Raw genomic sequence first — 21,898 nt, forward strand, 5'->3', positions numbered from 1 at the left:
ACGAACGGGGGCAGCAAACTCTTACTTTTCCTGGGCAGGCTTCACATCGACGTCGGGCACGGTGACGGTGCGTTCTTCCTTCTTGATCGTCGGGACTTCAACGGTGCGCTGTTCCTTGTTCACCGCGACGTCGGGCGTCTTGACGTCATACTCGGGCAGCTGCACATTGCCGGCCTGCTTTTTCTCGACTTCATACTTCGGCAGGTCGACTTTGCCTTCCTGTTTTTTCTCGACGTCACAAGCGGCAAGACCGAATGCGAATGCGGACATGACTGCAAGGGATACGGTTTTTTTCAACATGGCGTCCTCACAAAATAAAGGGAAAGTGTTTTTGTTCGGGCCCTACTGCCTGTTCTGACCGCATGCGCGCCGCAGAAGTTGTTGTGACTGTGTTAAGAAATGTAACGCATGAAATACGCCTAGAGGATTGCCACTAAGAATAGGCGAGCGACATCTTGTAGACTCTGCCGACCGCCATCGGAGAAACAACAAGATGAAGAACGCCGCCTACCCGCACCTGCTCGCCCCGCTCGACCTCGGTTTCACGACATTGCGCAACCGCGTGATCATGGGCTCGATGCACACCGGCCTCGAAGACCGCTTCTTCAACTATCCGAAACTGGCCGCCTTCTTCCGCGAGCGCGCGAAGGGCGGCGTCGGACTGATTGTCACCGGCGGCATCTCACCCAGCAGGCAGGGATGGCTGCTGCCTTTCGGCGGCACAATGAACAGCATCTTCGACGTGCCTAACCATCGCAAAGTCACCAGCGCCGTGCACGAGGAGGGCGGCAAGATCCTGATGCAGATCCTGCATTCAGGACGCTACGGTTACCAGCCCTTCGTCGTGTCCGCATCGGCCGTCAAGTCGCCGATCTCGATGTTCACGCCGCGCGAACTCGACGACAAAGGCATCCTGCGCACGATTCGCGACTACGTGCGTTGTGCCGAACTGGCGAAGAAAGCCGGTTACGACGGCATCGAGATCATGGGTAGCGAGGGCTACCTGCTCAACCAGTTCCTCTGCGCGCGCACCAACCGCCGCACGGACCGCTGGGGCGGTTCCATCGAAAACCGCATGCGCCTGCCTGTGGAGATCGTGAAGCAGGTGCGCGAAGCGGTCGGGAATGACTTCATCCTCATGTACCGCCATTCACTGCTGGATCTGGTCGAAGGAGGCAATACCTGGGACGACGTGGTCGCCGTGGCGAAGGCGCTCGAGAAGGCCGGCGTCAACATCATCAATACCGGCATCGGCTGGCACGAAGCACGCGTGCCGACCATCGTCACCTCGGTGCCGCGCGCGGCCTTCCGCAGCCTTGCGGGGCAGTTGCGCAAGGCGATCGGCATTCCGGTCGTTGCGTCCAACCGCATCAACATGCCCGCGGAAGCGGAAGACATCATCGCCACCGGCGACGCCGACATGGTATCGATGGCGAGGCCCTTCCTTGCCGATCCCGACTTCGTCAACAAGGCCGCGGCCGGACGCGCGGATGAAATCAATACCTGCATCGCCTGCAACCAGGCCTGCCTCGACCATACGTTCTCCAACAAGCGCGCAAGCTGCCTGGTCAACCCGCGTGCGGCGCACGAGACGGAGCTCGTCTATGCGAAGGCCGCGCAGTCGCGCCGCGTCGCCGTGGTCGGCGCCGGACCCGCCGGCCTGTCTGCCGCGACCGTTGCAGCAGAACGCGGCCACCGTGTCACCTTGTTCGAGGCAAGCGACCGGATCGGCGGGCAATTCAACTTTGCGATGCGCGTGCCCGGCAAGGAAGAGTTCCGCGAAACCCTGCGCTACTTCCGCCGCCGCCTCGACCTCGCGGGCGTTGACGTCGTGCTCAACCGGAAGGTCACGCGGGAGGAACTGCTGCAGCAGGGTTTCGACGACGTGATCGTGGCGACAGGCATCCTCCCACGCACGCCGCGCATCGAAGGCGTGAATCATCCCAAGGTGCTGTCCTATCTCGACGTGCTGAAAAATGATGCACCCGTCGGCAAGCGCGTGGCGGTCGTCGGCGCGGGCGGCATCGGTTTTGATATCAGCGAGTTCCTTTTGCACGACCCGCATGTGCCGCTGCCGGTGCCGCTCCAGAATTGGCTGGACGAATGGGGCGTGGACCTCAAGGCCGGGACCAACGGCGGGCTGCGCAAGCCGGTTCCGGAGCAACCCGTGCGTGAAGTCTTCCTCCTGCAGCGCAAGGCATCGAAGCTGGGCGCATCCCTCGGCAAGACCTCGGGCTGGGTGCATCGCGCCACGCTCCAGCGCAAGGGCGTGCGCATGATGGCCGGTGTCGAATACCGGAAGATCGATGACAAGGGCCTGCATATCACGGTCGATGGCAAGGAGCAGGTGCTCGACGTGGACAACGTGATCCTGTGCGCCGGCCAGGAGCCGCTCAAGGAATTGATGCCGGCGGCGCAGTCCGAAGGTGGGCCGCGTTTCCACCTGATTGGCGGTGCTGCGCTTGCCGCCGAGCTCGACGCAAAACGTGCCATCAGGGAAGGTGCGGAGCTCGCTGCCCGCCTGTAAATCCTGCAGGAGCGCCTAGACTGTCATCATGGGCGCGCGACAACTCCTGGCGGCATGTCTCCTGGCAACTTCCCTGGCCGGCATGGCCGCCGGCCTGCCCGTGTGGCAGACCAGCACCGATATCGCCACCGGACGCGGCGAGAAAGGGCCGTGGCAGCAGAACGAATCCCGCTACGATTACGTCGACGATCCCACCGTCGCAATGGATAGCGGCGGACGAATTGCTGTCGCATGGGTGGAGCAAGCCCGCAAGGACGTCCTCTTCCAGCGCTTCGCTGCCGACGGCACGACGCGTCTCGGCGTGCCGGTCAATGTGTCGCGCAGCCCGGCCACGTTTTCCTGGTTGCCCCGTATTGCGATTGCTCCTGACGATCCCCGGCGCATCTATCTCTTCTGGCAGGAAATCATTTTCTCCGGCGCGTCGCACGGCGGCGAAATGTTCTTTGCCCGCTCCGAGGACGGCGGCGTGTCATTCTCGGAACCGGTGAACGTGTCGAATTCCGTTGGCGGCGACGGCAAGGGCCGTATCAACAAGGAAGTCTGGCACAACGGCAGCTACGACCTCGTCGCCGGCGAGGATGACGTGGTTTATGCTGTGTGGACCGAGTATGACGGGCCGCTCTGGTTCAGCCGCTCCATGGACGGCGGCAAGCGTTTTTCCCGCCCGCAACGCGTGGCTGGCGGAAGTCAGGCCAAACCGGTGCGCGGGCCATCGCTGGCCATCGGAAAAGGCCGCGCGCTTTACCTCGCCTGGACGACCGGCGAGGATGACAGCGCGGACATCCACGTAGCGCGCTCCGACAACGGCGGCAACACTTTCGGCGACACGGTGCGCGCGTTCAAGGGGAAAGGCTATTCGGACGCGCCCAAGCTGGCAGTCGGAGGGACCGGCACCGTGCATCTTGTCTTCGCGGAGAGCACCGGCGGACCGTTCGGCCGCTACCACATCCGATATGCGCGTTCGACCGACGGCGCGCGCACGTTTGAACCGGCACGCGACATCTCATCGGCAGGCAGGACCGACGCCACCTTTCCATCGCTGGGCATCGATGCCGGCGGCAATGTATTCGTACTGTGGGAGGTCATGTCCGATCCACGCATACGTCCCAGGGGACTCGCGCTAACGGTGTCCTTGGACGGCGGGCGCCGCTTTTCCGAGCCGCAAGTCATACCCGGCAGCATCGACCCCGACGGCGGCGGCAATGGCAGCTACCAGGGGCTGCTGATGAAAAAACTGGCAGTAGGCAGAAGCGGCAAGGTGGCTGTGGTCAATAGCAGCCTGGTCGCCGGCACGCGCAGCCGCGTGTGGCTGCTGAGCGGGAGCTATTAGACCGTTTCCGTCTTGCCGTTGCCTCTGATGCGCCAGGTCAACGTGACAAACAGCGCCGCGCTCATGTCGACCATCCAGTCGGCCAATGCGCCGTTGCGATAGGGCAGGAAGCTTTGGATGCCTTCATCCAGCGCGCCCATGACCACGACGATGCAGAAAGCCTTGATGGCCCGCGCGGTGAGGCTGCCGGCCGCGCCGCACGCGAGCAGGTAAGCGATGCACGCGTAAGTTACAAAGTGCAACACCAGGCCGGATGCCACTTCCCCGACTTCGGCGCGTGCGCCCGGGATCGAACCGATCAGGATGACAGCGAGGTACAGTGCGAGGCCGCAACGGAACATCAGGGCTTCGGCGGGTTTGTCGGAAATGAAACGCGGCATCGGAATGTTCAGGTGTCGTCGAAGTGCAAAACGTAGCTCGGACACCGCGGGATGTCTTGGCGTTCCGTCAGAGATGCTGCGTGTTTTTTCGGCATTCTCAAGATGCAAGGCTTTCCGCTGACGCATGTCAAACCCGGCCGGACAGGAATAGCAAGGCGAGCGCAGCGCAATTGACGCCGGCCGTCACCCAGAACATGACCTGGAACGATTGCTTGCTCGTCTTGTGTCTGAACAGGAATTGCGCGGCCAGCGCGCCTGGCCATCCTCCAGCGACGCCGAGCGCGTGCAGCGTGCTTTCCGGTGTGCGCCGCAACTTGCGCCGCGCCGCCGACTTGTCGAGGCCATAGGCGATGAAGGCAGCAAGGCTGACTGTTGCGTACACGGCAAAGACCGCCAGCGATAACACGCCGGCAAGCCCGGCGGCGAGCAGGCAGGTCAGGAACAGGGCGGCGAAGGCAACGGGCATGGAAGGCGGCGTACTGGCGATGGCGCGAGTCTAAGCAATGACCGGCAAGATGTCCATTCGGCATGCTGTTGCACGCTTGCCGCACCGCCGCTCCGGAAGCGTGCTGTTACAAAGATTCCGAGCGGGACGGTCGTCTATCGCCTTTAATATAAATAGATTGAGGAGCAGAACATGAACAGGAATTTCGCAGTCGCCGTCGGCGCGCTCGCAGTCTGGCTGGCTGCCATGCCGGTCCATGCCGGCGGACGCGTGCAGTGGTCGGTGACCGTCGGTTCGCCCGGATACGTTGTGCCGGCGCCCGGCGTCGTCGTTTCTCCGCAGCCACAGTACATGTACGGCCCGCCGCCGTCGGCGTTCGCGCCGCCGCCCGCCGTCGTCTATGTGCAACCCGCCTATCCGGCATACCCGCCGCCGGTCATTTACGTCGACCCGTATGGACGCCAGATCGAACCGCGCGGACACCGGCATCATCACCGCCACGACTGGAATGGCGGTTGGGACGGCGGCCATCGCGGCGGCCGCTGGGATTATCGGCGCTAGCGCCCGATGCCGTAGTACCGCAATCCCGCAGCCTGAACGTGCCGCGGCTCGTACAGGTTGCGCCCGTCGAACACGACCTTGTCGTTCAGGCTTTCCGCCAAGCGCGCAAAATCCGGCGTCCGGAAATCGCTCCACTCCGTCACCAGCACCAATGCATCCGCGCCTTCCACGGCCTCCCAGGGATCGCGCGTGAGATGGATGCGATCGGAAAACCGGCCGGCCTCATGCATGCCATGCAATTCCCGCGCGGCTTCCTCGCACGCGACGGGGTCGCAGGCGCGTATCCCGCAATACGCTTTCAGCAACTGCTCGATCAGCACGAGGCTTGGCGCCTCGCGCATGTCGCCCGTGTTCGGCTTGAATGACAGTCCCCACAGCGCGAACGTCTTTCCTTCCAGCCGACGCACGCCGCCGTAGTGGCTGCAGATCTTCCTGTAGAGCAGCGCCTTCTGCTTTTCATTCACGGCTTCCGCCGCCTTGAGCATGTGCGGCGTGCAGCCGTACTGCACCGACGTCCTGATCAGCGCCTTCACGTCCTTGGGCAGGCAGGAACCGCCGTAGCCGATGCCGGCCTGCAGGCAATGCGGGCCGATGCGCGCATCGGCGCCGATGCAACGGCGCACCGCTTCGATGTCGGCGCCTGCTGCGTCGGCAAGGCAGGCCAGCTCGTTCATCAGGCTGATGCGCGCGGCGAGCATCACGTTGGCCGCGTACTTGCTCAGTTCGGCGCTGCGCGCGTCGATCTCGATGAGTTGCTCGCGCTGGCGCAGGAGGGGAATGTAGAGTTCGCGCATGATGCCGGCCGCCGATGTGTCGTGGTAGCCAAGCACGATGCGGTCGGGATGCATGAAGTCGCTCACCGCTGAACCTTCCTTCAGGAACTCAGGATTGCTCACCACGCTGAAGGCGAGGTCGAGCCGGCGGGCAGCGAGTTCATCCGCAACCGCTGCGCGCACGAGGGCGGCCGTGCCGACGGGGACGGTCGATTTGGTGACGATGACGGTGGGGCGATGCAGGTGCCGTCCGACGAGGCGGGCCGCATCGATGACATGCGAGAGGTCGGCGCTGCCGTCTTCTTCGGCCGGCGTACCCACCGCCAGGAAAACGACTTCGGCGTGACGGACGGCCGTTTCATGATCCGTCGTGAAGACGAGGCGTTCCGCGCGACGGTTCCGTGCAATGAGTTGCGGCAGTCCCGGCTCGTGGATGGTGACCTTGCCCGCATTCAGCAGGTCGATCTTGCGCGCATCGACGTCGACGCCGGTAACCGTGTTGCCGATCTCGGCGAGGCAGGCCGCCGTGACGAGACCGACGTAACCCGTGCCGATGATCGCAATCTTCATATCCACCTCTTGAGCGGTTGCATGATCGACCCGAATCCCGTCCTTGCCGTTCCTCCATTTGGTGTTCGTCAAAAGAAAATGCCGGGAAGGAATCGCTTCCTTCCCGGCATTGCCATGGCGTCGATCAGTGTTTGCTTCCGGTTTCCGGAATGTAGGTCGTCGCTTCCAGTTCTGCGCGAGTCGAACGCCTGCGCAGGCGGATATTCAGCATCTCCACGACGACGGAGAATGCCATCGCGCTGTAGATGTAACCCTTCGGTACATGGTGGCCAAAACCTTCCGCAATCAGCACTACCGCCACGACCACCAGGAAGGACAGGGCCAGCATCTTGATGGTCGGATGCTCGGACACGAAGCGGCCGATCGGGCCGGCAAAGAACATCATCATGCCGACGGAGGCAACGACCGCTGCGATCATGACCACGATCTCATCGACCATGCCAACGGCAGTAATGATCGAGTCGAGCGAGAACACCAGGTCGATCACCATGATCTGCAGCACGATGCCGGCGAAGGTGTTCTTCACGGCAGTCGATGCGCCGCCCTCCGCGCCTTCGAAGGTTTCGTGGATCTCGCCGACGCTCTTCCATAGCAGGAACAGGCCGCCGCCCAGCAGTACGAGGTCGCGTCCCGAGAATCCCTGTCCCAGGATGGTGAACAGCGGCTGCGTCATGCCCACGATCCAGGACAGCGTCAGCAGCAGGCCGATACGCATGAACATCGCGAGGAACAGGCCCAGGCGTCGCGTGAATTCGCGCCGTTCCTTTGGCAGCTTGTCCACGAGGATGGAGATGAAGATGATGTTGTCGATGCCCAGCACCAGTTCGAGCGCGGTGAGGGTGAAGAAGGCGATCCAGACTTGCGGATCGGCGAGTAGTTCGACCATGGAGTCTCCTTGTTTGATTTCGTTTCTCAGAGTCCAACCCAGTGGATTGGACTTTGGGAAACGAAGACAGTTTGCAAAAAAAACCGGGGACGGTATGAGCGCCCCCGGAAGGCAACAGACTTGCGTCTGCTCTCGGTTGAGGAACGGAGGGGTTAAGGTTTAATCGTTGCTGGCAAAGCCCAGCAGGTGCAACAGGCTGGTGAACAGGTTGAAGATCGACACGAACAGGCTCAGCGTCGCCATCACATAGTTCGTTTCGCCGCCTCGCACGATCTGCTGCGTCTCGAACATGATCATGCCGGACATCAGCAGCACGAACACTGCGGACACCGTCAGCGACAGCGCCGGGATCTGCAGGAAGATCGCCGCCAGGCCGGCCAGGAAGGCGACCAGGATGCCGACCATCAGGAAGCCGCCCATGAACGACAGGTCGCGCCTGGTGACCAATGCATAGCCGGACATGGCCAGGAAGATGGCAGCGGTGCCGCCCATCGCCAGCATCACCGTCTGCGTGCCGTTGGGCATGTTCAGGTAATGGCTGATAACGGGACCGAGCGTGTAGCCCATGAAGCCGGTCAGCGCAAACACCAGCGCCACGCCGAGGCCGCGGTCGCGGTATTTGTTGACCAGGAAGAGCAGGCCGAAGTAGCCGAGCAGCGTGATCAGGATGCCGGGATGCGGCAGGCGCATGGCCGCCGACACGCCCGCCGTGATCGCGGAAAAGCCCAGCGTCATGGCCAGCAGCATGTAGGTATTGCGCAATACCTTGTGCGCCGACGCGTCGATGACGGTCGTCGCCGAGCCGGAGCCAAAGGTCCGGTTGCGCAGGGTGGTGATACGGTCATTCATGGTGAATCCTTTCCGAGGAAGATGCCAAACAATCAAGTTGCAGTGATGTGCAGTCCTGCATTACATCGGAACCTCCTGTTGATCGACCCCTGCATCTTAAAAGGCTTGTCATGTCTTAAAAAGCGAAGATAATGTGAACATTACTTCGCAAAAATCAGAATATGAAAAACGTCTCCCTGAACTATCGCCATCTCTATTACTTCTGGGTTGTTGCCAAGGAGGGCAGCGTGACGCGTGCCGCGGAACGTCTGGATGTGGCCGTGCAGACCATCAGCGCCCAGCTTGCCCTGCTGGAACAATCCGTCGGGAAGGCGCTGCTGGCGCCGCAGGGGCGGCGCCTGGTGCTGACCGAGGCAGGACGCGTGGCGCTGTCCTACGCCGACCAGATCTTCCTGTTGGGGGAGCAACTTCAGGATGTGCTGACCGAAACCGATGTCGGGCAGACGATGCGCCTTACCGTGGGCTTGTCCGATTCATTGCCGAAACTGACGGCGTCGCGCCTGCTCGATGCCGCGCTGAAACTGCCGCAGAAGGTCAAACTGGTATGCCACGAGGACGATTTCGAATCGCTGCTGGGCGAGCTCTCGGTGCACAAGTTGGACGTCATCCTGACCGACCGTCCGGTGCCATCCGGCACCACGCTGCGCGTGTTCAGCCACTTGCTGGGCGAAAGCGAAACGATGCTTTACGGAGTGCCGGAACTGGCGGAGAAGTACCGCGAGGATTTTCCTGCCAGCCTGAAAGGCGCGCCGCTGCTTCTGCCCACGCGCAACCACACGCTTCGCGGCCGCCTCGACCACTGGTTCGAGACGCACGATGTGCGGCCCGATATCGTCGGCGAGTTTGACGACAGCGCCTTGCTCAACACCTTCGGCCGTACCGGACTGGGGATGTTTCCCGCTCCCTCCGCGCTGGCGTCAGCGGTGGAAGAACAGTTCGGCGCCGTGCCGGTCGGCGAACTCACGCATGTGCGCGAGCAGGTCTATGCGATCTCCAACGAGCGCAAGATCAAGCATCCGGCAGTCGATGCCATCCTGACGGCAAGTCACGTCAGCGTGTTCGCGCATTGAACTTGCAGGCGCGTCCCGCTTCATACGAGAAGCATCCATTGAACGATTGGAGCGGGAGTGTCCATCTTGTTGAGGCAATGGCGCGCCGTATCGGTTGCGCTCCTGTTTGCCTGCCTTTCGGCGGTTGTACAAGCGAAGGAAACCGCGCTTGAGCTGAACGGAGGCGGGACTCCGGCGAATGCCGATGCGGGTTCGGTCCAGTTCATCGGCACGGCGACGGTCCTGATCCGCTACGCGGGATTCACTATCCTCACTGATCCCAATTTCCTGCACAAGGGCGACCACGTGCACCTCGGATACGGATTGAAGTCACAACGGCTCACCAACCCCGCGATTTCCCTCGACAAGCTGCCGCCCATCGATCTCGTCGTGCTCTCGCATTTCCACGGCGACCACTTCGACCAGCTGGTACAGGAAAAGCTCGACCGCAACATCCCGATCGTGACGACGGAGGAAGCCGCCAGGGCACTTGCCGACCTGGGCTTCAAGAACCGGCACGCGCTCGCGACCTGGGACACGCTGGCGGTGAGAAAGGGCACGGCGACGCTGCGCGTCACCGCCATGCCTGCACGCCACGGACCGCCCGGCGCTTCGGTGCCCTTGCCGGAAACGATGGGCTCCATGCTCGAATTCGCGGCGGACAAGGACGGCGGGTACCGCATGTACATCAGCGGCGATACGCTGGTGTACAACGACTTGGAGGATATCCCGCGCCGCTATCCCGACATCGACCTTGCCTTGCTCCACCTCGGCGGCACGCGCATCCTCGGCGTGATGAAAGTGACGATGGATGGCAAGGATGGCGTGAAACTGATGCAGCTGGTCGCGCCGCAGCACGCCATACCCATTCACTACAACGATTATGACGTGTTCAAGTCACCGCTCAGCGAGTTCGAAAGCGAGGTCAAGGCGGCGGGGCTGCAGGGCAAGGTGACTTACCTGAAGCATGGCGACACCTACCGATTCAAGCCGGCGATCCGCCGCTAGTAGGCCGTCCAATTAAATTGGATGGGTTTCAACGCTTTTTGCGTGCGGGCACCGACGGTTAGATTTTTCAGTTTTACTCTCTCCGTCATTCCCGAGCAGGCGGGAATCCATGCGTCGTCAAGTCGATTTACGTCACTATGGATTCCCGCCTGCGCGGGAATGACGCGACACTTTTGCGCGAGACCGATCTCAGCCACTCGCCTTCAAGCATGCAAACCCATCAAATTCATCTGGACGCTCTTACTAGCCTCAGCCCGTCACGAGCGAGACGGCCAGCGACAGCATCACCACACCGATCATTGCGTCGAGCACGCGCCATGCTGCAGGCTTCGCGAACCACGGCGCCAGGACGCGGGCGCCGAAGCCGAGCAACATGAACCATGCCGCCCCCGCCGTCATCGCGCCCAGCGCAAACCACCACTTGCCATCCTGCCCTTGCTGTCCGCCGATGGAGCCGAGCAGCACGACGGTATCCAGGTAGACATGCGGATTGAGCAGCGTGGCCGCCAGCACGGTGAGCAGGGCTTCGCGCAGTCCGATTTCCGCATTGGGCGCCGCATTTAGCGCGTGGCGCCCGAAAGCGGACTTCCACGCACGCAGGCCGTACCAGGCCAGGAACAGGGCGCCGCCCCAGCGTGCAAATGAAAGCAGCACAGGGCTGCGCTCGACCATGGTGCCGACGCCGGCGACACCGACAGTAATCAGGAGCGCTTCGCACAGGATGCAGACCAGTACGGTGAGGCCGACGTGCTGGCGTTTGAGTCCCATGCGCAGCACGTGCGCGTTCTGCGATCCGATCGCGACAATCAGCCCTGCGCCCAGGCCCAACCCTTTTAAATAGAACGACACGTTTTCCTCCCGCATGACGAATGGAGGCATTCTGTCTGGCGAGGATAGAAAAATAAACGATACTTAATATAATTCCGTATCGTTTAAAAACGCTTAATCAATGAAACTCGACCCTCGCCAGTGCGAAGCGGTGCTCGCGGTAATCGAGCACGGCAGTTTCGAGCAGGCCGCCGCCGTGCTGCACCTCACACCTTCCGCCGTATCGCAGCGCGTGCGCGCGCTCGAGGTGTTCCTCGGCACGCCGCTGGTCGTGCGCACCCGTCCTTGCCGCGCGACGCCGGCAGCGCAGCGCCTGCTGCAATACCTGCGGCGCGTGCAGTCGCTGGAAGACGATCTGCGCGCGGAGCTGGCCGGCGAGCAGTCGGCGCCGCAGTCCATCTCTATCGCCCTCAACAACGATTCGCTCGCCTGCTGGTTCCTTCCCGCGCTGGCGCCCTTTGCGATTGCAGAGCAAGTCCTGCTCGACCTGATCCTGGACAACCAGGACCATACCTATACGCTGCTCGAGGAGGGACGTGCGCTCGGCTGCATCTCGACGGAGTCTCAGCCGATGCGGGGATGCAGTGTCGAACCGCTGGGCGCGATGCGCTACCGTTGCATGGCGTCGCCGGATTTCCGCGCGCGCTGGTTTGCCAGGGGCATGTCGCGTGCTGCGGCGGCCAAGGCGCCGGTCGTGATCTTCGATCGCAAGGACCGCTTGCAGGCCGATTTTCTTCTGAAGCATTTCGGCCTGCCGGAGGACGCCTATCCCCAGCACACTGTCCCCGCGTCCGACCCGTACATGCAGGCCGTCGTTCACGGCCTTGGCTGGGGCATGCTGCCGGAACTGCAGATGGGCAGCCTGCGCGAGCGCGGCGTGCTGGTGGATCTTGCGCCAAACCGCACGGTCGACGTCGGGCTCTACTGGCACGCCTGGAAGGTGCAGTCTCCGCGCATGGAACGCTTGTCGCGCGCGCTGGTGGCGCAGGCGCGCAGCATGCTCAAATAAGGAATGGCCGAACCGGGTACACTTTCAGTTCGGCAATTCCCAGACCACACCGATGAGCAGCAAAGACCCGTGGAAGATCGTCTACCTCCTTGCATTCACGCAGGTTGTGTCGTGGGGTTCGCTCTATTACGCCTTCGCCATCGTCGCCAGCGATATCCAGCGCGAGATGGGGTGGCGCAATGAGATCGTGTTCGGCGCGTTTTCGTTGAGTCTCCTGATTGCCGGCCTGGCGTCCACGCCGGCTGGAATACTGATCGACCGCATCGGCGGCCGGGGCGTCATGGCCCTGGGCTCGGTGCTCGCCGGGCTCGGCATGCTCGGCATCGGCAGTGCGCATTCAGTCGCGCTGTACTTCGTGGCATGGAGCGCGGTCGGCATCGGCATGGCCATGGTCCTGTATGAAGCGGCCTTCGCTACCATCAACCGCGAATTCCTCCTCGCGCCGCGCAAGGGCATTTCCGTACTGACGCTGTTCGGCGGCCTCGCCAGCACCGTGTTCTGGCCACTGACCCTCAAGCTCAACAGCCTGGTGGGCTGGCGCGATACCTTCCTGATCTACGGCGCCGTCCACCTCGCGCTCTGTGCGCCCGTGCACGCGCTGATACGCTCCGGGGGCGTGCGCAAGCGGCCTCCGCCGGAGAAGCAGGCCGCGCGGAATTACACCCTGCATGAGGCCGTGCGCGATCCCGCGTTCTGGAAACTGGCCATCGCCTTTTCCGCCAACATGTTCGTCTTCTCCGCGCTATCGGTGCACCTGATTCCGCTGCTGCAACGCTTTGGCCATTCCGCCGCCACCGCAGTGCTGGTGTCGACGCTGATCGGACCGATGCAGGTCGCCGGGCGCATTGGCGAGCTGGCGTTCGCGCGCCATGTGCGTCCGCAGACGGTGGGCAAGTTGACCTTCTCCCTTTTGCCTGCGGGGCTGCTGGCGCTGCTTTTCCTCGGTCAGCACAGCTACGCGGTGGCGGCATTCTGCATCCTGTATGGCGTCAGCAACGGTGTGCTGACCATCGTGCGCGGCACGGTCCCGCAGACGCTGTTCGGACGCGAGAATTACGGTGCCATTTCCGGCGCGCTCGCGGGACCCTCGCTCGTCGCGAAGGCCGCCGGCCCGCTGGTCGCGGCGGCGATCGTGGCGGCCAATCCCTCGCCGCCATGGCTGCTTGGCATCCTGTTTGCCGTTTCGCTGGTGTCCCTGGCCTGCTTCATCACAGCGGTCAATGCGCCGCGCCATAGACTCCTATAATGACCGTTTTCACTCAACGGGAAGCGGCAGCATGGACCAGCAATACGAAGATGGCTTGCGGATGCGCAAGCAGGTGATGGGCGAGGATTTTGTCGAGAAGGCGTTCGCCAATGCCGATGAGTTCACCATGCCCTTGCAGGAATTCGTCACACGCAACGCGTGGGGGACGGTCTGGTGCCGCGAAGGCCTGGACCTGAAGACCCGCAGTCTCATCACCATTTCCATGCTCACCGCACTCGGCCGTGCGCACGAATTGAAGGGACATTTGCGCGGCGCACTCAACAATGGCGCGACGCCGGCGGAAATCCGCGAAGTGCTGTTGCATGCCGCCGTCTACTGCGGCGCGCCTCTGGCGGTGGATGCATTCCGCACGGCACAGGAAGTCATGAAGGAAGCTGCCGCGCAGGCATGAAGCCTGCATGCGTCATCCTCGACCGGATCCAGTCCGGCGATCCAGGGAGCAATGACAGGGGTACGGGAGTCCGCCATGGCCTTCTTGCGTCTCCATCTCGCCGCCTGCGTTGCGGTAGTTGTCCTCGCGTCCTGTGGGGGCAGCATTGACGACGATCTTCCTTTTGCCTTCTCCGCGACGCTGACCGGCGCCCAGGAAGTGCCGCCGACGGCAAGCACGGGCAGCGGCGTCGGGCTCGTGACCGTCGATCCTGACGGCAGGGCGTTGACCGCCAGCGTCGTGACCACCGGCGTCGTGGATACGGACGCGCATATTCACCTCGCCATTCCCGGGACGGTAGGACCGGTGGCGTTTCCGTTGACCAAAGCGGCCGGCACGACCGTCTGGACGGCGCGCGCGCCGCTGACCGACCCGCAATTCGCCGCACTGCGCGACGGTAATTATTACTTCAACGTGCACAGTCCTTCCTTCCCGAACGGTGAAATTCGCGGCCAGATCACCTGGTCCATGCCGACTCCCGAGCAGCTCAACCGCCTGGAGCAGGTGCGCGAGCAGTCCGCAACCGTCGAGCTGCAGTTGCGCCAGGTGCAGGAAATCCTGGAGGCCGACGACTGGCGTTTTACCGGTATCGGACTTGGCTTCACGCTCGGCTTCTGACCTCGCTTCGCCAGCTTCAAAAAACTTGATCTGGATCAATTTACCCATGCTGCGAAACCGGATATAAATATTTCCACAAAGAAATATTTAAGGCAGGCGCCAAAGCCTGCCTGTCACAGGCGATTAGACGCGTAGACCGGCACTCCGAGGCCGGCAGAGGAGACAAAGAATGCGCAAGAACTTGCCTGTTACTGGCGTCGAGTACCCGTTGCGGGACGACGTCGCCATCGTTTCAAAGACCGACCTCAAGGGAAAGATCACCTACGTCAATCCCTATTTCATCGAGGTCAGCGGCTTCACCGAGGAAGAGCTTCTCGGCGCTCCGCACAATCTCGTGCGCCATCCGGACATGCCGCCGGAGGCTTTTAGCGACCTGTGGGATACGTTGAAGGCAGGCGTTCCCTGGACCGGACTCGTGAAGAACCGGCGCAAGAACGGCGACTACTACTGGGTAAAAGCAAATGTGACGCCCGTGCTCGAAGGCGGCCAGGTTAGCGGTTACGTCTCGGTACGCACCAAGCCAGGCAGGCAGGAGGTGGCCGCCGCGGATACGCTGTACGCGCGCATGCGCGCCGGGCAGGCAAGCGACGTCGTCATCCGCCGCGGCGCGGTGGTGCGCACCGGGTTGCGCGGCAGGCTGGAGGCGATGCGCCATATGCCGTTTGCCGTTTCGCTCGCCCTGAAAATGGGTGCGCTTTGTGGCCTCCTTGCGCTCGTCGCCGGCCTCGCCTTCACCGGTTTGCTGCGCCACGATCCGTCACTTGCATGGACGCTGGCGGGTTTGGGCGCCGCGGGCATCGCCACCGTCCTGACACTCTGGCGCATGCTGCACACCGCCATCGTGCGTCCGGTACAAGAGGCGACGCGGACCGCGCGCGCCATCGCCGGCGGCGACCTGTCCCACAGCTTCAATGCCAGCCGCCAGGACGATATCGGGCAACTGCTGCGCGCGCTGCAGCAGATGAATGTCAACCTGCAGGCGATCATCGGCGACGTGCGCGCCAATGTCGAGACGATCACCATCGGCACGGATGAAATCGCCAACGGCAATCTCGGCCTGTCGTCACGCACCGAATCGCAGGCCGCCAGCCTGGAGGAAACCGCGTCCAGCATGGAGCAGCTTGCCGCGGCGGTGAAAAAGAATGCGGAACATGCATTGCAGGCGAACCAGCTCGGGATTTCCGCGACGGATGTCGCCGCGCGGGGCGGGGACGTCGTTGCGCAGGTTGTCAGCACCATGGCCGATATCAGCGCATCGTCGCGGAAGATCGTCGACATCGTCGGCCTGATCGACGGCATCGCCTTCCAGACCAACCTCCTTGCACTGAACGCCGCGGTCGAGGCGGCCCGCGCCGGCGAGCAAGGCCGGGGGTTCGCCGTGGTGGCGGCGGAAGTGCGCAACCTGGCGCAACGCTGCGCCGTCGCGGCAAAGGACATCAAGTCGCTCATCGACAACGCGGCGCAGAAAGTGGAGGCCGGCACGGTGCTGGTCAACGAGGCCGGTTCCACGATGGGCGAGGTGGTCGCTTCCGTCCGGCGGGTGAGCACCATCATGGGAGAGATCTCCACCGCCTCGGTCGAACAGGATTCCGGCATCGAGCAGGTGAACCAGGCCGTGCTGCAGATGGACGACGCCACCCAGCAGAATGCGGCGCTCGTCGAGCAATCCGCCGCCGCCGCGGCAACATTGGCCGAGCAGGCGCACCGGTTGAACCAGGCGGTGTCGATGTTCAGGCTGCGTCGCCAGGAGCGCGTTCAAGGCGCGGCGGCGAGATCGCGCACGACGAATTCGATGCCCTTGACCACGCGCGCCAGGAGCGTGTAATCCAGCTTGTCCGGCGTATCCTGCGCGGTGTGATAGTACGGATAGCGGTAAGGCGCCGTGTCGGTGATCATCAGCGCGGGATAGCCGTGCTTGCGGTACGACCAGTGGTCCGACCAGTCGACGCCGGGCACGGTCGCCGGCGCGGCGAGGCCTTCGGACGGAAACTTGGCATGCCTGCGGAATGAAGCCAGCACGTCGCGCACCAGTTCGCGCGCGCCGAGGTCGCCGACGAAGGCGAGGAAATTGCCGGTGTCCGGATACAGCGCGGCCAAGGGAGGCGGATAACGCTGGCTGCCCTTTTCGAGCGCGTAGTAGCCGATGGTTTCCAGCGATAGCATGGCCGCGACATTCTCGCCGCGCGTTTTCATGTCGCTCGCGTGGTGCAGGCTGCCCATCTGTGCGGTCTTGAAATAGGGGGCTTCCTCGTTGACGAAAAGCACCAGCCGGATTTCGTGTCCGGGTTCCGGCTTCGTCTCCTGCAAGGCGCGTGCGAGCTCGATGACCGCTGCGCTTCCGGTCGCGTTGTCATTCGCACCGGACGTGCCAGGTGCGGAATCGTAATGCGCGCCCACCACGACGATGCGCGGTTTGCCTTCCGCAGGGCCCGGGCTGCGGACAGAAACCTCGAGATTGCGCACACGGTTGCCATCGACGCTGAATATTTGCTGCTTGACCGCGTAACCGAAGCCGGCCAGCGTGCTTTCGAGATAGCGCGCCACATCGTCGAGCTGTCCGGGATTGGCCGTGTTGTGTTCCTCTCGCGCGATGTGCTCGACATGCTCGCGCAACCTGTGCGCCAGCGATTCTTCCTCAGACGTCAGCGGCGGCAGCGGGCCGCGAAAGGATTCGCCGGGCATGGACGTCATGTAGCCGACGCCGCTTCCGGCCAGCGCGACAGCCCCGAGCAGCGGCGCCATCACCATGCCCCGCATCCTGCCAAAGCGTTTGAAGAGCCGGTGCATTTAGCGAAGGGGATAGAGCTGATAGATCGCGCCCGCGAAATCGTCAGACACGAGCAGATTGCCACGCGCGTCGGGAATGGTATCGACCGGCCGTCCCCAGACTTCGCGGCGGTCGGGATTGAGGACGAAGCCGCTCACCAGGTCGAACTCCGCTCCCGCATTGCCGGCATCATCGAAGGGGAAGAAGCTGACCTTGTACCCCGCGTCGAGGCGCGTGCAATTCCAGCAGCCATGCTGCGCGACAGCCGCACCCTTTCGGAAGGCCGCGGGCAAGGCACTGCCGTGGAGGAAGCTGAAGCCGAGCGGCGCCGAATGCGCGCGGATGCCCTTGGCAGAGCGGTCCGCCGCCGCACAGCTGAACGTGCCGCCATTCCGGTTCAGCTCATAGTCCGGCAAGAGATCGAGCGCGGACATCGCTCCGTTCGGCACCGGGTTGCAGAACGGCCAGCCGTAGTTGCCGCCGTCGCGCACCGAGGTAAAGAGTTCGGGCGGGTTCTGGTCGACGTAGGACGGAATGAGTTTGCCGAGATCGCTCGACTGGTCGCCGTCTACGTCGGCATCGACCGGCACACGGATCTCGTCGCGGTTGTTGACGGCAACCCAGAGGGTGGACGTGCCGGGCAGGAAGGCGAGGCCCTCGGCATTGCGCAGGCCCCGTGCGAACAGGCGGCGCTCGCGACCGTCGGCGCTGTACTGGTAGATCGCGCCGCGCACCGGGTCGCTCTCGGTATCCTCGGTACAGGCATTGCAGGTGGAAGCCACCGATACATACAGCCTGTTGTCGGGGGACAGCGCGATGTTCTTCAACTGGTGGCCGTATGTTCCTTGCAGCTCCGGTGTCGAATTGTCCGGCAGGTTGTCGACGACGACTTCGCTCGCATTGCGGGACGTCTCATCGCCGCGATAGACGCTGCGGCTGACACGGTGTGATTCCGCGATATAGAGGTAGGTTGTCTCGCCGATGCGATGGAAGACCATGTCATGCGGATTGCGCAGTCCGGTCACGTAGTCGAAGGCTTGCGGCACGTCGTTCGCGCGTTCCCGCAGCAGCACGATCCTGCCTTCGCTCGGCACCGACACGAGCACATCGCCATTCGGCGCGAGCGCCATGAACCGCGCGTTCTGCACGCGCGCCCAGAGACGAATGCCGAAGCCCGGCGGGACAGTGAGATCTCTCGCGGAGTCGAAGGGAGGATCGTCGAGTGCGGCGGGCACTTCCAGCCTGCGTACGACGCTTGCGGCGGCTGCCTGTGCTGTTGCGGGTGTTGCTGCCGGTACGGGGGCGGGCGCCGCGGCTTCACTGCTGCTTCCGCCACCGCCGCCACATGCTGCCAAACCGGATAGTGCTGTTGCCATCAACAGCAGCGCCCATGGCCTGACCCCATGGCGCGCAGTTTCATCAGAAAAAGTCATTCCAAATTGAAGCTTCTCAAATTCAAAGATACGAGAATGTGATGCGAGAATGTCAATTTGGTTCAACCATGAAGCGGGTGCGGACAATGTGCATGCATGCTGCCGGGCGGCATGGCCAGGCCATTACAGTACCGAGGCGGGGATCGGATATTGCGCCAGCAAATCAGAGCCAGTACTCGAACATGCGCACCGCCCACTCGCGCATGCGGCTGCGCAGGCCGCGCTGGCTCCATTGCTCGGCGGTGATCTCGACGGACTCGCGCAGGTCGCGCTCGAACAGCGCTTCCATGCGGTCGGCGAATTCCGTGCTGAGCACGACTGCATTGACCTCGTCGTTGTGCAGGAAGCTGCGCATGTCGATGTTGGTCGAGCCGATGGTCGACCACACGCCGTCAATGACCGCCGTCTTCGCATGCAGCATGGCGGCCTTGCGTTCGTACACCTTGATGCCTGCTGCCAGCAATTCATCGTAGTAGGACCTTCCTGCATGCAGCATCAGCCCGACATCCGAGAAACTCGGGAAGATGATGCGCACGTCCACGCCGCGCCGCGCGGCATCGATCATGGCCTGCACTACCTGCCTGTCGGGAACGAAGTAGGCGGTGGTGAGATGAATGGTCTTGTCGGCATGCGCGAACGCGGAGATGTACGTCTTGTACACCGCGAAATCCTCCCTGTCCGGTGTGCTGCCGATCGCGCGGATGAGTGCATTGCCGGCGGGCTTCAGGGGCGGGAAGAAATTGGCATCGAACAGGGCGCTGCCGGACCTGCGTTGCCAGGTGTCGAGAAACAGTTTCTGGAATTCGGCGACGACGGGCCCCTCGATCTGCATGTGCGTGTCGCGCCAGGCGGCTTCCTTCGCATCCTTGGGCGGCGGTTCGCGCCGCTTTCCCTGCAGGAAGGAACTCTTGCCGTAGACCTTGCTGATATTGACGCCGCCGGTGAAGGCAATGCGTCCGTCGACGACGAGGATCTTGCGATGGTCCCGCTGGTTGATGTCCCATTCGCGCCGTGCACGTGCGGGATCGACGGGGTTGAATTCGAGCACCTTGATGCCGGCGGCGGCCATGCGCTCGAAAAATTCTTTCGGCGTGTCCATTGACCCGACGCTGTCGTAGATGAGATTGACGGCGACGCCCGCGGCTTTCTTCCTGATCAGCAGGTCGGCGAGTTTGTGCCCGACCTCGTCGGCTTCGAAGATATAGGTCTCCAGGTTGACGTGATAGCGTGCGGCCTCGATCGCGGACATCATGGCGCGCATGGTGGCCGGGCCGTCGTCGAGCAGGACGATCTTGTTGCCGGCCACAAGCGGGCGGCCGCTGATCGCTTCCTCGGCGGCGATATGCTTGGCAAGAATGTCGGTTGGCCCCGCCTTCGCCGCCAGTCCATCAAGCAGTGCCTGCTTTTTTGCGTCCGGCAAGTCGCCGGCGGTGCTGATAATGGTCGGATCCCGCGCCGGCACGAACTGGCGCTCGCGCAGGTAGTGGACGTCGGGAAGGCTGGCACAACCTACCAGCATCACTGCCCAAAGAACGCCCAGGCGTCGCACGATGCGGCCGGGCGAAAGCACACGCGCAAGCAAGCCTTGCATTCCGGAACCTCAATGTTCTTGTTGTCCGATATTGGAATCGTTTTTCCGCCTGATAATTCCGCAACTTGCAAGAATTATTCGAAGCGGAAACGACGAAGCGCAAGGAGATGGACACGCGGAAAGAAGGCTGAGTACACTCCGTGCCATGCATATCGTCGGCGTCGATTTCACCTCTGCCCCGCGGCGGGCCAAGCCCATCACCGTCGCGCACGGCCATCTCGATGGACGCGTGCTATCGATAACGCGCATCGACGCATTTTCCGACTGGCCTTCCTACGAGGCATGGCTTGCCGCCCCCGGCCCCTGGCTCGGCGCCTTCGATTTTCCCTTCGGCCTGTCGCGCGAACTGGTGGAGCATCTTGGCTGGCCGCTGCAGTGGCCCGAACTTGTCACGCATTGCGCCAGCCTTTCGCGGACAGAGCTGCGCACCACCTTCAAGGCATTCTGCGATGCCCGGCCGGTCGGCAGCAAGTTCGCCCATCGCGCGACCGACGGTCCGGCCGGCTCCAGTCCCTCGATGAAATGGGTGAATCCGCCCGTGGCTTACATGTTCCACGAAGGCGCGCGCCGCCTGCTCGAGGCGGGCGTGACCGTATTCGGCCTGCATGCGGGCGATCCGCAGCGCGTTGCGCTGGAGGGATACCCCGGCCTCGTCGCGCGCCTCGTGACGCGGGCCTCCTACAAGAGCGACGAACGCGCGAAACAGACGCCGGAGCGCCGTGCCGCGCGTGCGGCCATCATCGCCGCCCTGGAGGACGGCACGCATCCGATGGGCGTGCGTGTGCATATGAAAAAGACGCTGCGCCGGACGCTCATCGCCGACGGCACGGCTGACTGGCTCGATGCCGTTCTATGCGCGGTGGCGGCGGCCTGGGCGGCGGGACAGCCGGATTACGGCATGCCGATGCCGATGGATGCGGTGGAAGGGTGGACGGCGGGGGCCGCGCACGGCGACCCCACGCCCGCCGGGGAGGCGGGCAGGAATGGTGTCCTGAAAAGGCGTGGATGACCGGCTGGCGCCGGCCGTGGTATCAGACGCTCGGCCCGATGCTCAGCTTGTAGGCCCGCGTATGTGAAATCGCGTATCCCTTGTCGCTGATCTGCGACAGCGCATCTTCTGCTGAAAGACCGAGAACCGGTTCGTTGTTCTCGTCGAGATCGATACTGTTCTCGGCGGTTTCCCAGTCGATATTGGTTGCTTCCTCCGGAATGGGGCGGCCTTCCGGAACAGCGAGGTAGGAATACATGCCTTCCTGTTCCGGGCGTTTGTACACGTCGACTTTCATGACTTCGTCCTCTCGAAAAAAGCTGGTCTGCTATTGACCTTGCAACATCGTAAAGGTTGCGCACTGCATCAAATCCCCCTCGGCACGCCCTCTCGTTCCTCCCAGGCAAGAAAAATTGCATCAAAGCCTTGCCCTGCAATAAAACTTCCGAAAAAAAACGTCTCGAGTTGCCTAAACGCGTATTGAGTTGCGGAAACGCGGTCTTTAGAATGGGCAACATTGTGCTGGATCAAGAATTTGATCCAGGGCACTTCGGCGGTTCGCCCTGCGGGCCGATGTGTTTGCAATTCG

22 protein-coding genes are annotated in these 21,898 nt (G+C 62.9%); 11 read left to right on the plus strand and 11 right to left on the minus strand.

All coding sequences use genetic code 11. From position 1 onward, the window contains the following. Positions 1-21 precede the first annotated feature (21 nt). Positions 22-300 (minus strand): hypothetical protein, encoded by a 279-nt coding sequence (locus ACNOHI_RS00610; RefSeq protein ID WP_420472690.1) that lies wholly within the window; start codon positions 298-300, stop codon positions 22-24. A gap of 193 nt (positions 301-493) precedes the next feature. Between ACNOHI_RS00610 and ACNOHI_RS00615 the strand changes: the two genes are divergently transcribed. Both ACNOHI_RS00615 and ACNOHI_RS00620 read left to right on the plus strand, forming a co-directional pair. Further along, positions 494-2,527 carry an FAD-dependent oxidoreductase gene (locus ACNOHI_RS00615; RefSeq protein WP_420472691.1) on the plus strand — a complete coding sequence of 678 codons (2,034 nt, stop codon included), beginning with the start codon at positions 494-496 and terminating at the stop codon, positions 2,525-2,527. A gap of 28 nt (positions 2,528-2,555) precedes the next feature. Further along, positions 2,556-3,857, plus strand: coding sequence for a sialidase family protein (locus tag ACNOHI_RS00620; protein ID WP_420472692.1), 1,302 nt, complete (start codon positions 2,556-2,558; stop codon positions 3,855-3,857). On the opposite strand, the gene ACNOHI_RS00625 is transcribed toward ACNOHI_RS00620, so the two are convergent. After that, positions 3,854-4,237: a VanZ family protein gene (locus tag ACNOHI_RS00625; RefSeq protein ID WP_420472693.1), complete on the minus strand. Its 384-nt coding sequence runs from the start codon at positions 4,235-4,237 to the stop codon at positions 3,854-3,856. The two genes, ACNOHI_RS00620 and ACNOHI_RS00625, sit on opposite strands and share 4 nt — an antisense overlap. A 127-nt stretch (positions 4,238-4,364) precedes the next feature. Continuing rightward, positions 4,365-4,703 carry a DUF1294 domain-containing protein gene (locus tag ACNOHI_RS00630; RefSeq protein WP_420472694.1) on the minus strand — a complete coding sequence of 113 codons (339 nt, stop codon included), beginning with the start codon at positions 4,701-4,703 and terminating at the stop codon, positions 4,365-4,367. Between the two features lie 171 nt (positions 4,704-4,874). Here ACNOHI_RS00630 and ACNOHI_RS00635 point away from each other — a divergent pair, with 171 nt between their 5' ends. Continuing rightward, positions 4,875-5,243, plus strand: a complete 369-nt coding sequence (locus tag ACNOHI_RS00635) for a hypothetical protein (protein ID WP_420472695.1) — start codon at positions 4,875-4,877, stop codon at positions 5,241-5,243. Here ACNOHI_RS00635 and ACNOHI_RS00640 read toward each other — a convergent pair. The 3 genes from ACNOHI_RS00640 to ACNOHI_RS00650 all read right to left on the minus strand — a co-directional run bounded on the left by ACNOHI_RS00640 (position 5,240) and on the right by ACNOHI_RS00650 (position 8,321). Next, positions 5,240-6,586, minus strand: a complete 1,347-nt coding sequence (locus tag ACNOHI_RS00640; protein WP_420472696.1) for a UDP-glucose dehydrogenase family protein — start codon at positions 6,584-6,586, stop codon at positions 5,240-5,242. The genes ACNOHI_RS00635 and ACNOHI_RS00640 overlap by 4 nt on opposite strands. Before the next feature lie 124 nt (positions 6,587-6,710). After that, the gene (locus tag ACNOHI_RS00645) at positions 6,711-7,472 is read right to left on the minus strand and encodes a TerC family protein (RefSeq protein ID WP_420472697.1); all 762 of its coding nucleotides are present in this window, start codon (positions 7,470-7,472) and stop codon (positions 6,711-6,713) included. Between the two features lie 159 nt (positions 7,473-7,631). After that, positions 7,632-8,321 carry a Bax inhibitor-1/YccA family protein gene (locus ACNOHI_RS00650; RefSeq protein WP_420472698.1) on the minus strand — a complete coding sequence of 230 codons (690 nt, stop codon included), beginning with the start codon at positions 8,319-8,321 and terminating at the stop codon, positions 7,632-7,634. Positions 8,322-8,482: 161 nt separating this feature from the next. Between ACNOHI_RS00650 and nhaR the strand changes: the two genes are divergently transcribed. Further along, positions 8,483-9,391: a transcriptional activator NhaR gene (gene nhaR, locus ACNOHI_RS00655; protein WP_420472699.1), complete on the plus strand. Its 909-nt coding sequence runs from the start codon at positions 8,483-8,485 to the stop codon at positions 9,389-9,391. Between the two features lie 57 nt (positions 9,392-9,448). After that, positions 9,449-10,378, plus strand: coding sequence for an MBL fold metallo-hydrolase (locus ACNOHI_RS00660; protein ID WP_420472700.1), 930 nt, complete (start codon positions 9,449-9,451; stop codon positions 10,376-10,378). 249 nt (positions 10,379-10,627) lie between these two features. On the opposite strand, the gene ACNOHI_RS00665 is transcribed toward ACNOHI_RS00660, so the two are convergent. Next, complete coding sequence (locus ACNOHI_RS00665; protein WP_420472701.1) at positions 10,628-11,227, minus strand: LysE/ArgO family amino acid transporter; 600 nt, start codon at positions 11,225-11,227, stop codon at positions 10,628-10,630. Between the two features lie 100 nt (positions 11,228-11,327). Here ACNOHI_RS00665 and ACNOHI_RS00670 point away from each other — a divergent pair, with 100 nt between their 5' ends. The 5 genes from ACNOHI_RS00670 to ACNOHI_RS00690 all read left to right on the plus strand — a co-directional run bounded on the left by ACNOHI_RS00670 (position 11,328) and on the right by ACNOHI_RS00690 (position 16,355). Beyond that, complete coding sequence (locus ACNOHI_RS00670) at positions 11,328-12,215, plus strand: LysR family transcriptional regulator ArgP (protein WP_420472702.1); 888 nt, start codon at positions 11,328-11,330, stop codon at positions 12,213-12,215. 52 nt (positions 12,216-12,267) lie between these two features. Beyond that, positions 12,268-13,461 carry an MFS transporter gene (locus ACNOHI_RS00675; RefSeq protein ID WP_420472703.1) on the plus strand — a complete coding sequence of 398 codons (1,194 nt, stop codon included), beginning with the start codon at positions 12,268-12,270 and terminating at the stop codon, positions 13,459-13,461. Between the two features lie 31 nt (positions 13,462-13,492). Beyond that, positions 13,493-13,873 carry a carboxymuconolactone decarboxylase family protein gene (locus ACNOHI_RS00680; protein ID WP_420472704.1) on the plus strand — a complete coding sequence of 127 codons (381 nt, stop codon included), beginning with the start codon at positions 13,493-13,495 and terminating at the stop codon, positions 13,871-13,873. 75 nt (positions 13,874-13,948) lie between these two features. Further along, the gene (locus ACNOHI_RS00685; protein WP_420472705.1) at positions 13,949-14,530 is read left to right on the plus strand and encodes a CHRD domain-containing protein; all 582 of its coding nucleotides are present in this window, start codon (positions 13,949-13,951) and stop codon (positions 14,528-14,530) included. A gap of 169 nt (positions 14,531-14,699) precedes the next feature. Beyond that, entirely contained in the window at positions 14,700-16,355 is a 1,656-nt protein-coding gene (locus ACNOHI_RS00690) for a methyl-accepting chemotaxis protein (RefSeq protein ID WP_420472706.1), read from the plus strand. Here ACNOHI_RS00690 and ACNOHI_RS00695 read toward each other — a convergent pair. The 3 genes from ACNOHI_RS00695 to cls all read right to left on the minus strand — a co-directional run bounded on the left by ACNOHI_RS00695 (position 16,286) and on the right by cls (position 20,321). After that, positions 16,286-17,278 carry a M28 family peptidase gene (locus tag ACNOHI_RS00695; protein ID WP_420472707.1) on the minus strand — a complete coding sequence of 331 codons (993 nt, stop codon included), beginning with the start codon at positions 17,276-17,278 and terminating at the stop codon, positions 16,286-16,288. The genes ACNOHI_RS00690 and ACNOHI_RS00695 overlap by 70 nt on opposite strands. A 39-nt stretch (positions 17,279-17,317) precedes the next feature. After that, the gene (locus tag ACNOHI_RS00700; RefSeq protein WP_420472708.1) at positions 17,318-18,673 is read right to left on the minus strand and encodes a PQQ-dependent sugar dehydrogenase; all 1,356 of its coding nucleotides are present in this window, start codon (positions 18,671-18,673) and stop codon (positions 17,318-17,320) included. A 220-nt stretch (positions 18,674-18,893) separates the two neighbouring features. Continuing rightward, complete coding sequence (cls, locus tag ACNOHI_RS00705) at positions 18,894-20,321, minus strand: cardiolipin synthase (RefSeq protein WP_420472709.1); 1,428 nt, start codon at positions 20,319-20,321, stop codon at positions 18,894-18,896. A gap of 145 nt (positions 20,322-20,466) precedes the next feature. Between cls and ACNOHI_RS00710 the strand changes: the two genes are divergently transcribed. Then, complete coding sequence (locus tag ACNOHI_RS00710) at positions 20,467-21,330, plus strand: DUF429 domain-containing protein (RefSeq protein WP_420472710.1); 864 nt, start codon at positions 20,467-20,469, stop codon at positions 21,328-21,330. A gap of 22 nt (positions 21,331-21,352) precedes the next feature. Here ACNOHI_RS00710 and ACNOHI_RS00715 read toward each other — a convergent pair whose 3' ends face one another. Continuing rightward, the gene (locus ACNOHI_RS00715) at positions 21,353-21,607 is read right to left on the minus strand and encodes a DUF6139 family protein (RefSeq protein ID WP_420472711.1); all 255 of its coding nucleotides are present in this window, start codon (positions 21,605-21,607) and stop codon (positions 21,353-21,355) included. Positions 21,608-21,898: the final 291 nt, after the last annotated feature.

The organism is Noviherbaspirillum sp. ST9 (assembly GCF_048799745.1).
Taxonomy (GTDB): Bacteria; Pseudomonadota; Gammaproteobacteria; order Burkholderiales; family Burkholderiaceae_D; genus Noviherbaspirillum.

Bases quoted from the DNA above. Each gene is read 5' to 3' on its own strand.
- ACNOHI_RS00695 (WP_420472707.1), bottom strand. From the start codon at position 17,278: ATGGTGATGGCGCCGCTGCTCGGGGCTGTCGCGCTGGCCGGAAGCGGC.
- nhaR (WP_420472699.1), top strand. From the start codon at position 8,483: ATGAAAAACGTCTCCCTGAACTATCGCCATCTCTATTACTTCTGGGTT.
- ACNOHI_RS00630 (WP_420472694.1), bottom strand. From the start codon at position 4,703: ATGCCCGTTGCCTTCGCCGCCCTGTTCCTGACCTGCCTGCTCGCCGCC.
- ACNOHI_RS00645 (WP_420472697.1), bottom strand. From the start codon at position 7,472: ATGGTCGAACTACTCGCCGATCCGCAAGTCTGGATCGCCTTCTTCACC.
- ACNOHI_RS00615 (WP_420472691.1), top strand. From the start codon at position 494: ATGAAGAACGCCGCCTACCCGCACCTGCTCGCCCCGCTCGACCTCGGT.
- ACNOHI_RS00715 (WP_420472711.1), bottom strand. From the start codon at position 21,607: ATGAAAGTCGACGTGTACAAACGCCCGGAACAGGAAGGCATGTATTCC.
- ACNOHI_RS00700 (WP_420472708.1), bottom strand. From the start codon at position 18,673: ATGGCAACAGCACTATCCGGTTTGGCAGCATGTGGCGGCGGTGGCGGA.
- ACNOHI_RS00650 (WP_420472698.1), bottom strand. From the start codon at position 8,321: ATGAATGACCGTATCACCACCCTGCGCAACCGGACCTTTGGCTCCGGC.
- ACNOHI_RS00710 (WP_420472710.1), top strand. From the start codon at position 20,467: ATGCATATCGTCGGCGTCGATTTCACCTCTGCCCCGCGGCGGGCCAAG.
- ACNOHI_RS00620 (WP_420472692.1), top strand. From the start codon at position 2,556: ATGGGCGCGCGACAACTCCTGGCGGCATGTCTCCTGGCAACTTCCCTG.
- ACNOHI_RS00685 (WP_420472705.1), top strand. From the start codon at position 13,949: ATGGCCTTCTTGCGTCTCCATCTCGCCGCCTGCGTTGCGGTAGTTGTC.
- ACNOHI_RS00610 (WP_420472690.1), bottom strand. From the start codon at position 300: ATGTTGAAAAAAACCGTATCCCTTGCAGTCATGTCCGCATTCGCATTC.
- cls (WP_420472709.1), bottom strand. From the start codon at position 20,321: ATGCAAGGCTTGCTTGCGCGTGTGCTTTCGCCCGGCCGCATCGTGCGA.
- ACNOHI_RS00675 (WP_420472703.1), top strand. From the start codon at position 12,268: ATGAGCAGCAAAGACCCGTGGAAGATCGTCTACCTCCTTGCATTCACG.
- ACNOHI_RS00690 (WP_420472706.1), top strand. From the start codon at position 14,700: ATGCGCAAGAACTTGCCTGTTACTGGCGTCGAGTACCCGTTGCGGGAC.
- ACNOHI_RS00640 (WP_420472696.1), bottom strand. From the start codon at position 6,586: ATGAAGATTGCGATCATCGGCACGGGTTACGTCGGTCTCGTCACGGCG.
- ACNOHI_RS00680 (WP_420472704.1), top strand. From the start codon at position 13,493: ATGGACCAGCAATACGAAGATGGCTTGCGGATGCGCAAGCAGGTGATG.
- ACNOHI_RS00625 (WP_420472693.1), bottom strand. From the start codon at position 4,237: ATGCCGCGTTTCATTTCCGACAAACCCGCCGAAGCCCTGATGTTCCGT.
- ACNOHI_RS00670 (WP_420472702.1), top strand. From the start codon at position 11,328: ATGAAACTCGACCCTCGCCAGTGCGAAGCGGTGCTCGCGGTAATCGAG.
- ACNOHI_RS00635 (WP_420472695.1), top strand. From the start codon at position 4,875: ATGAACAGGAATTTCGCAGTCGCCGTCGGCGCGCTCGCAGTCTGGCTG.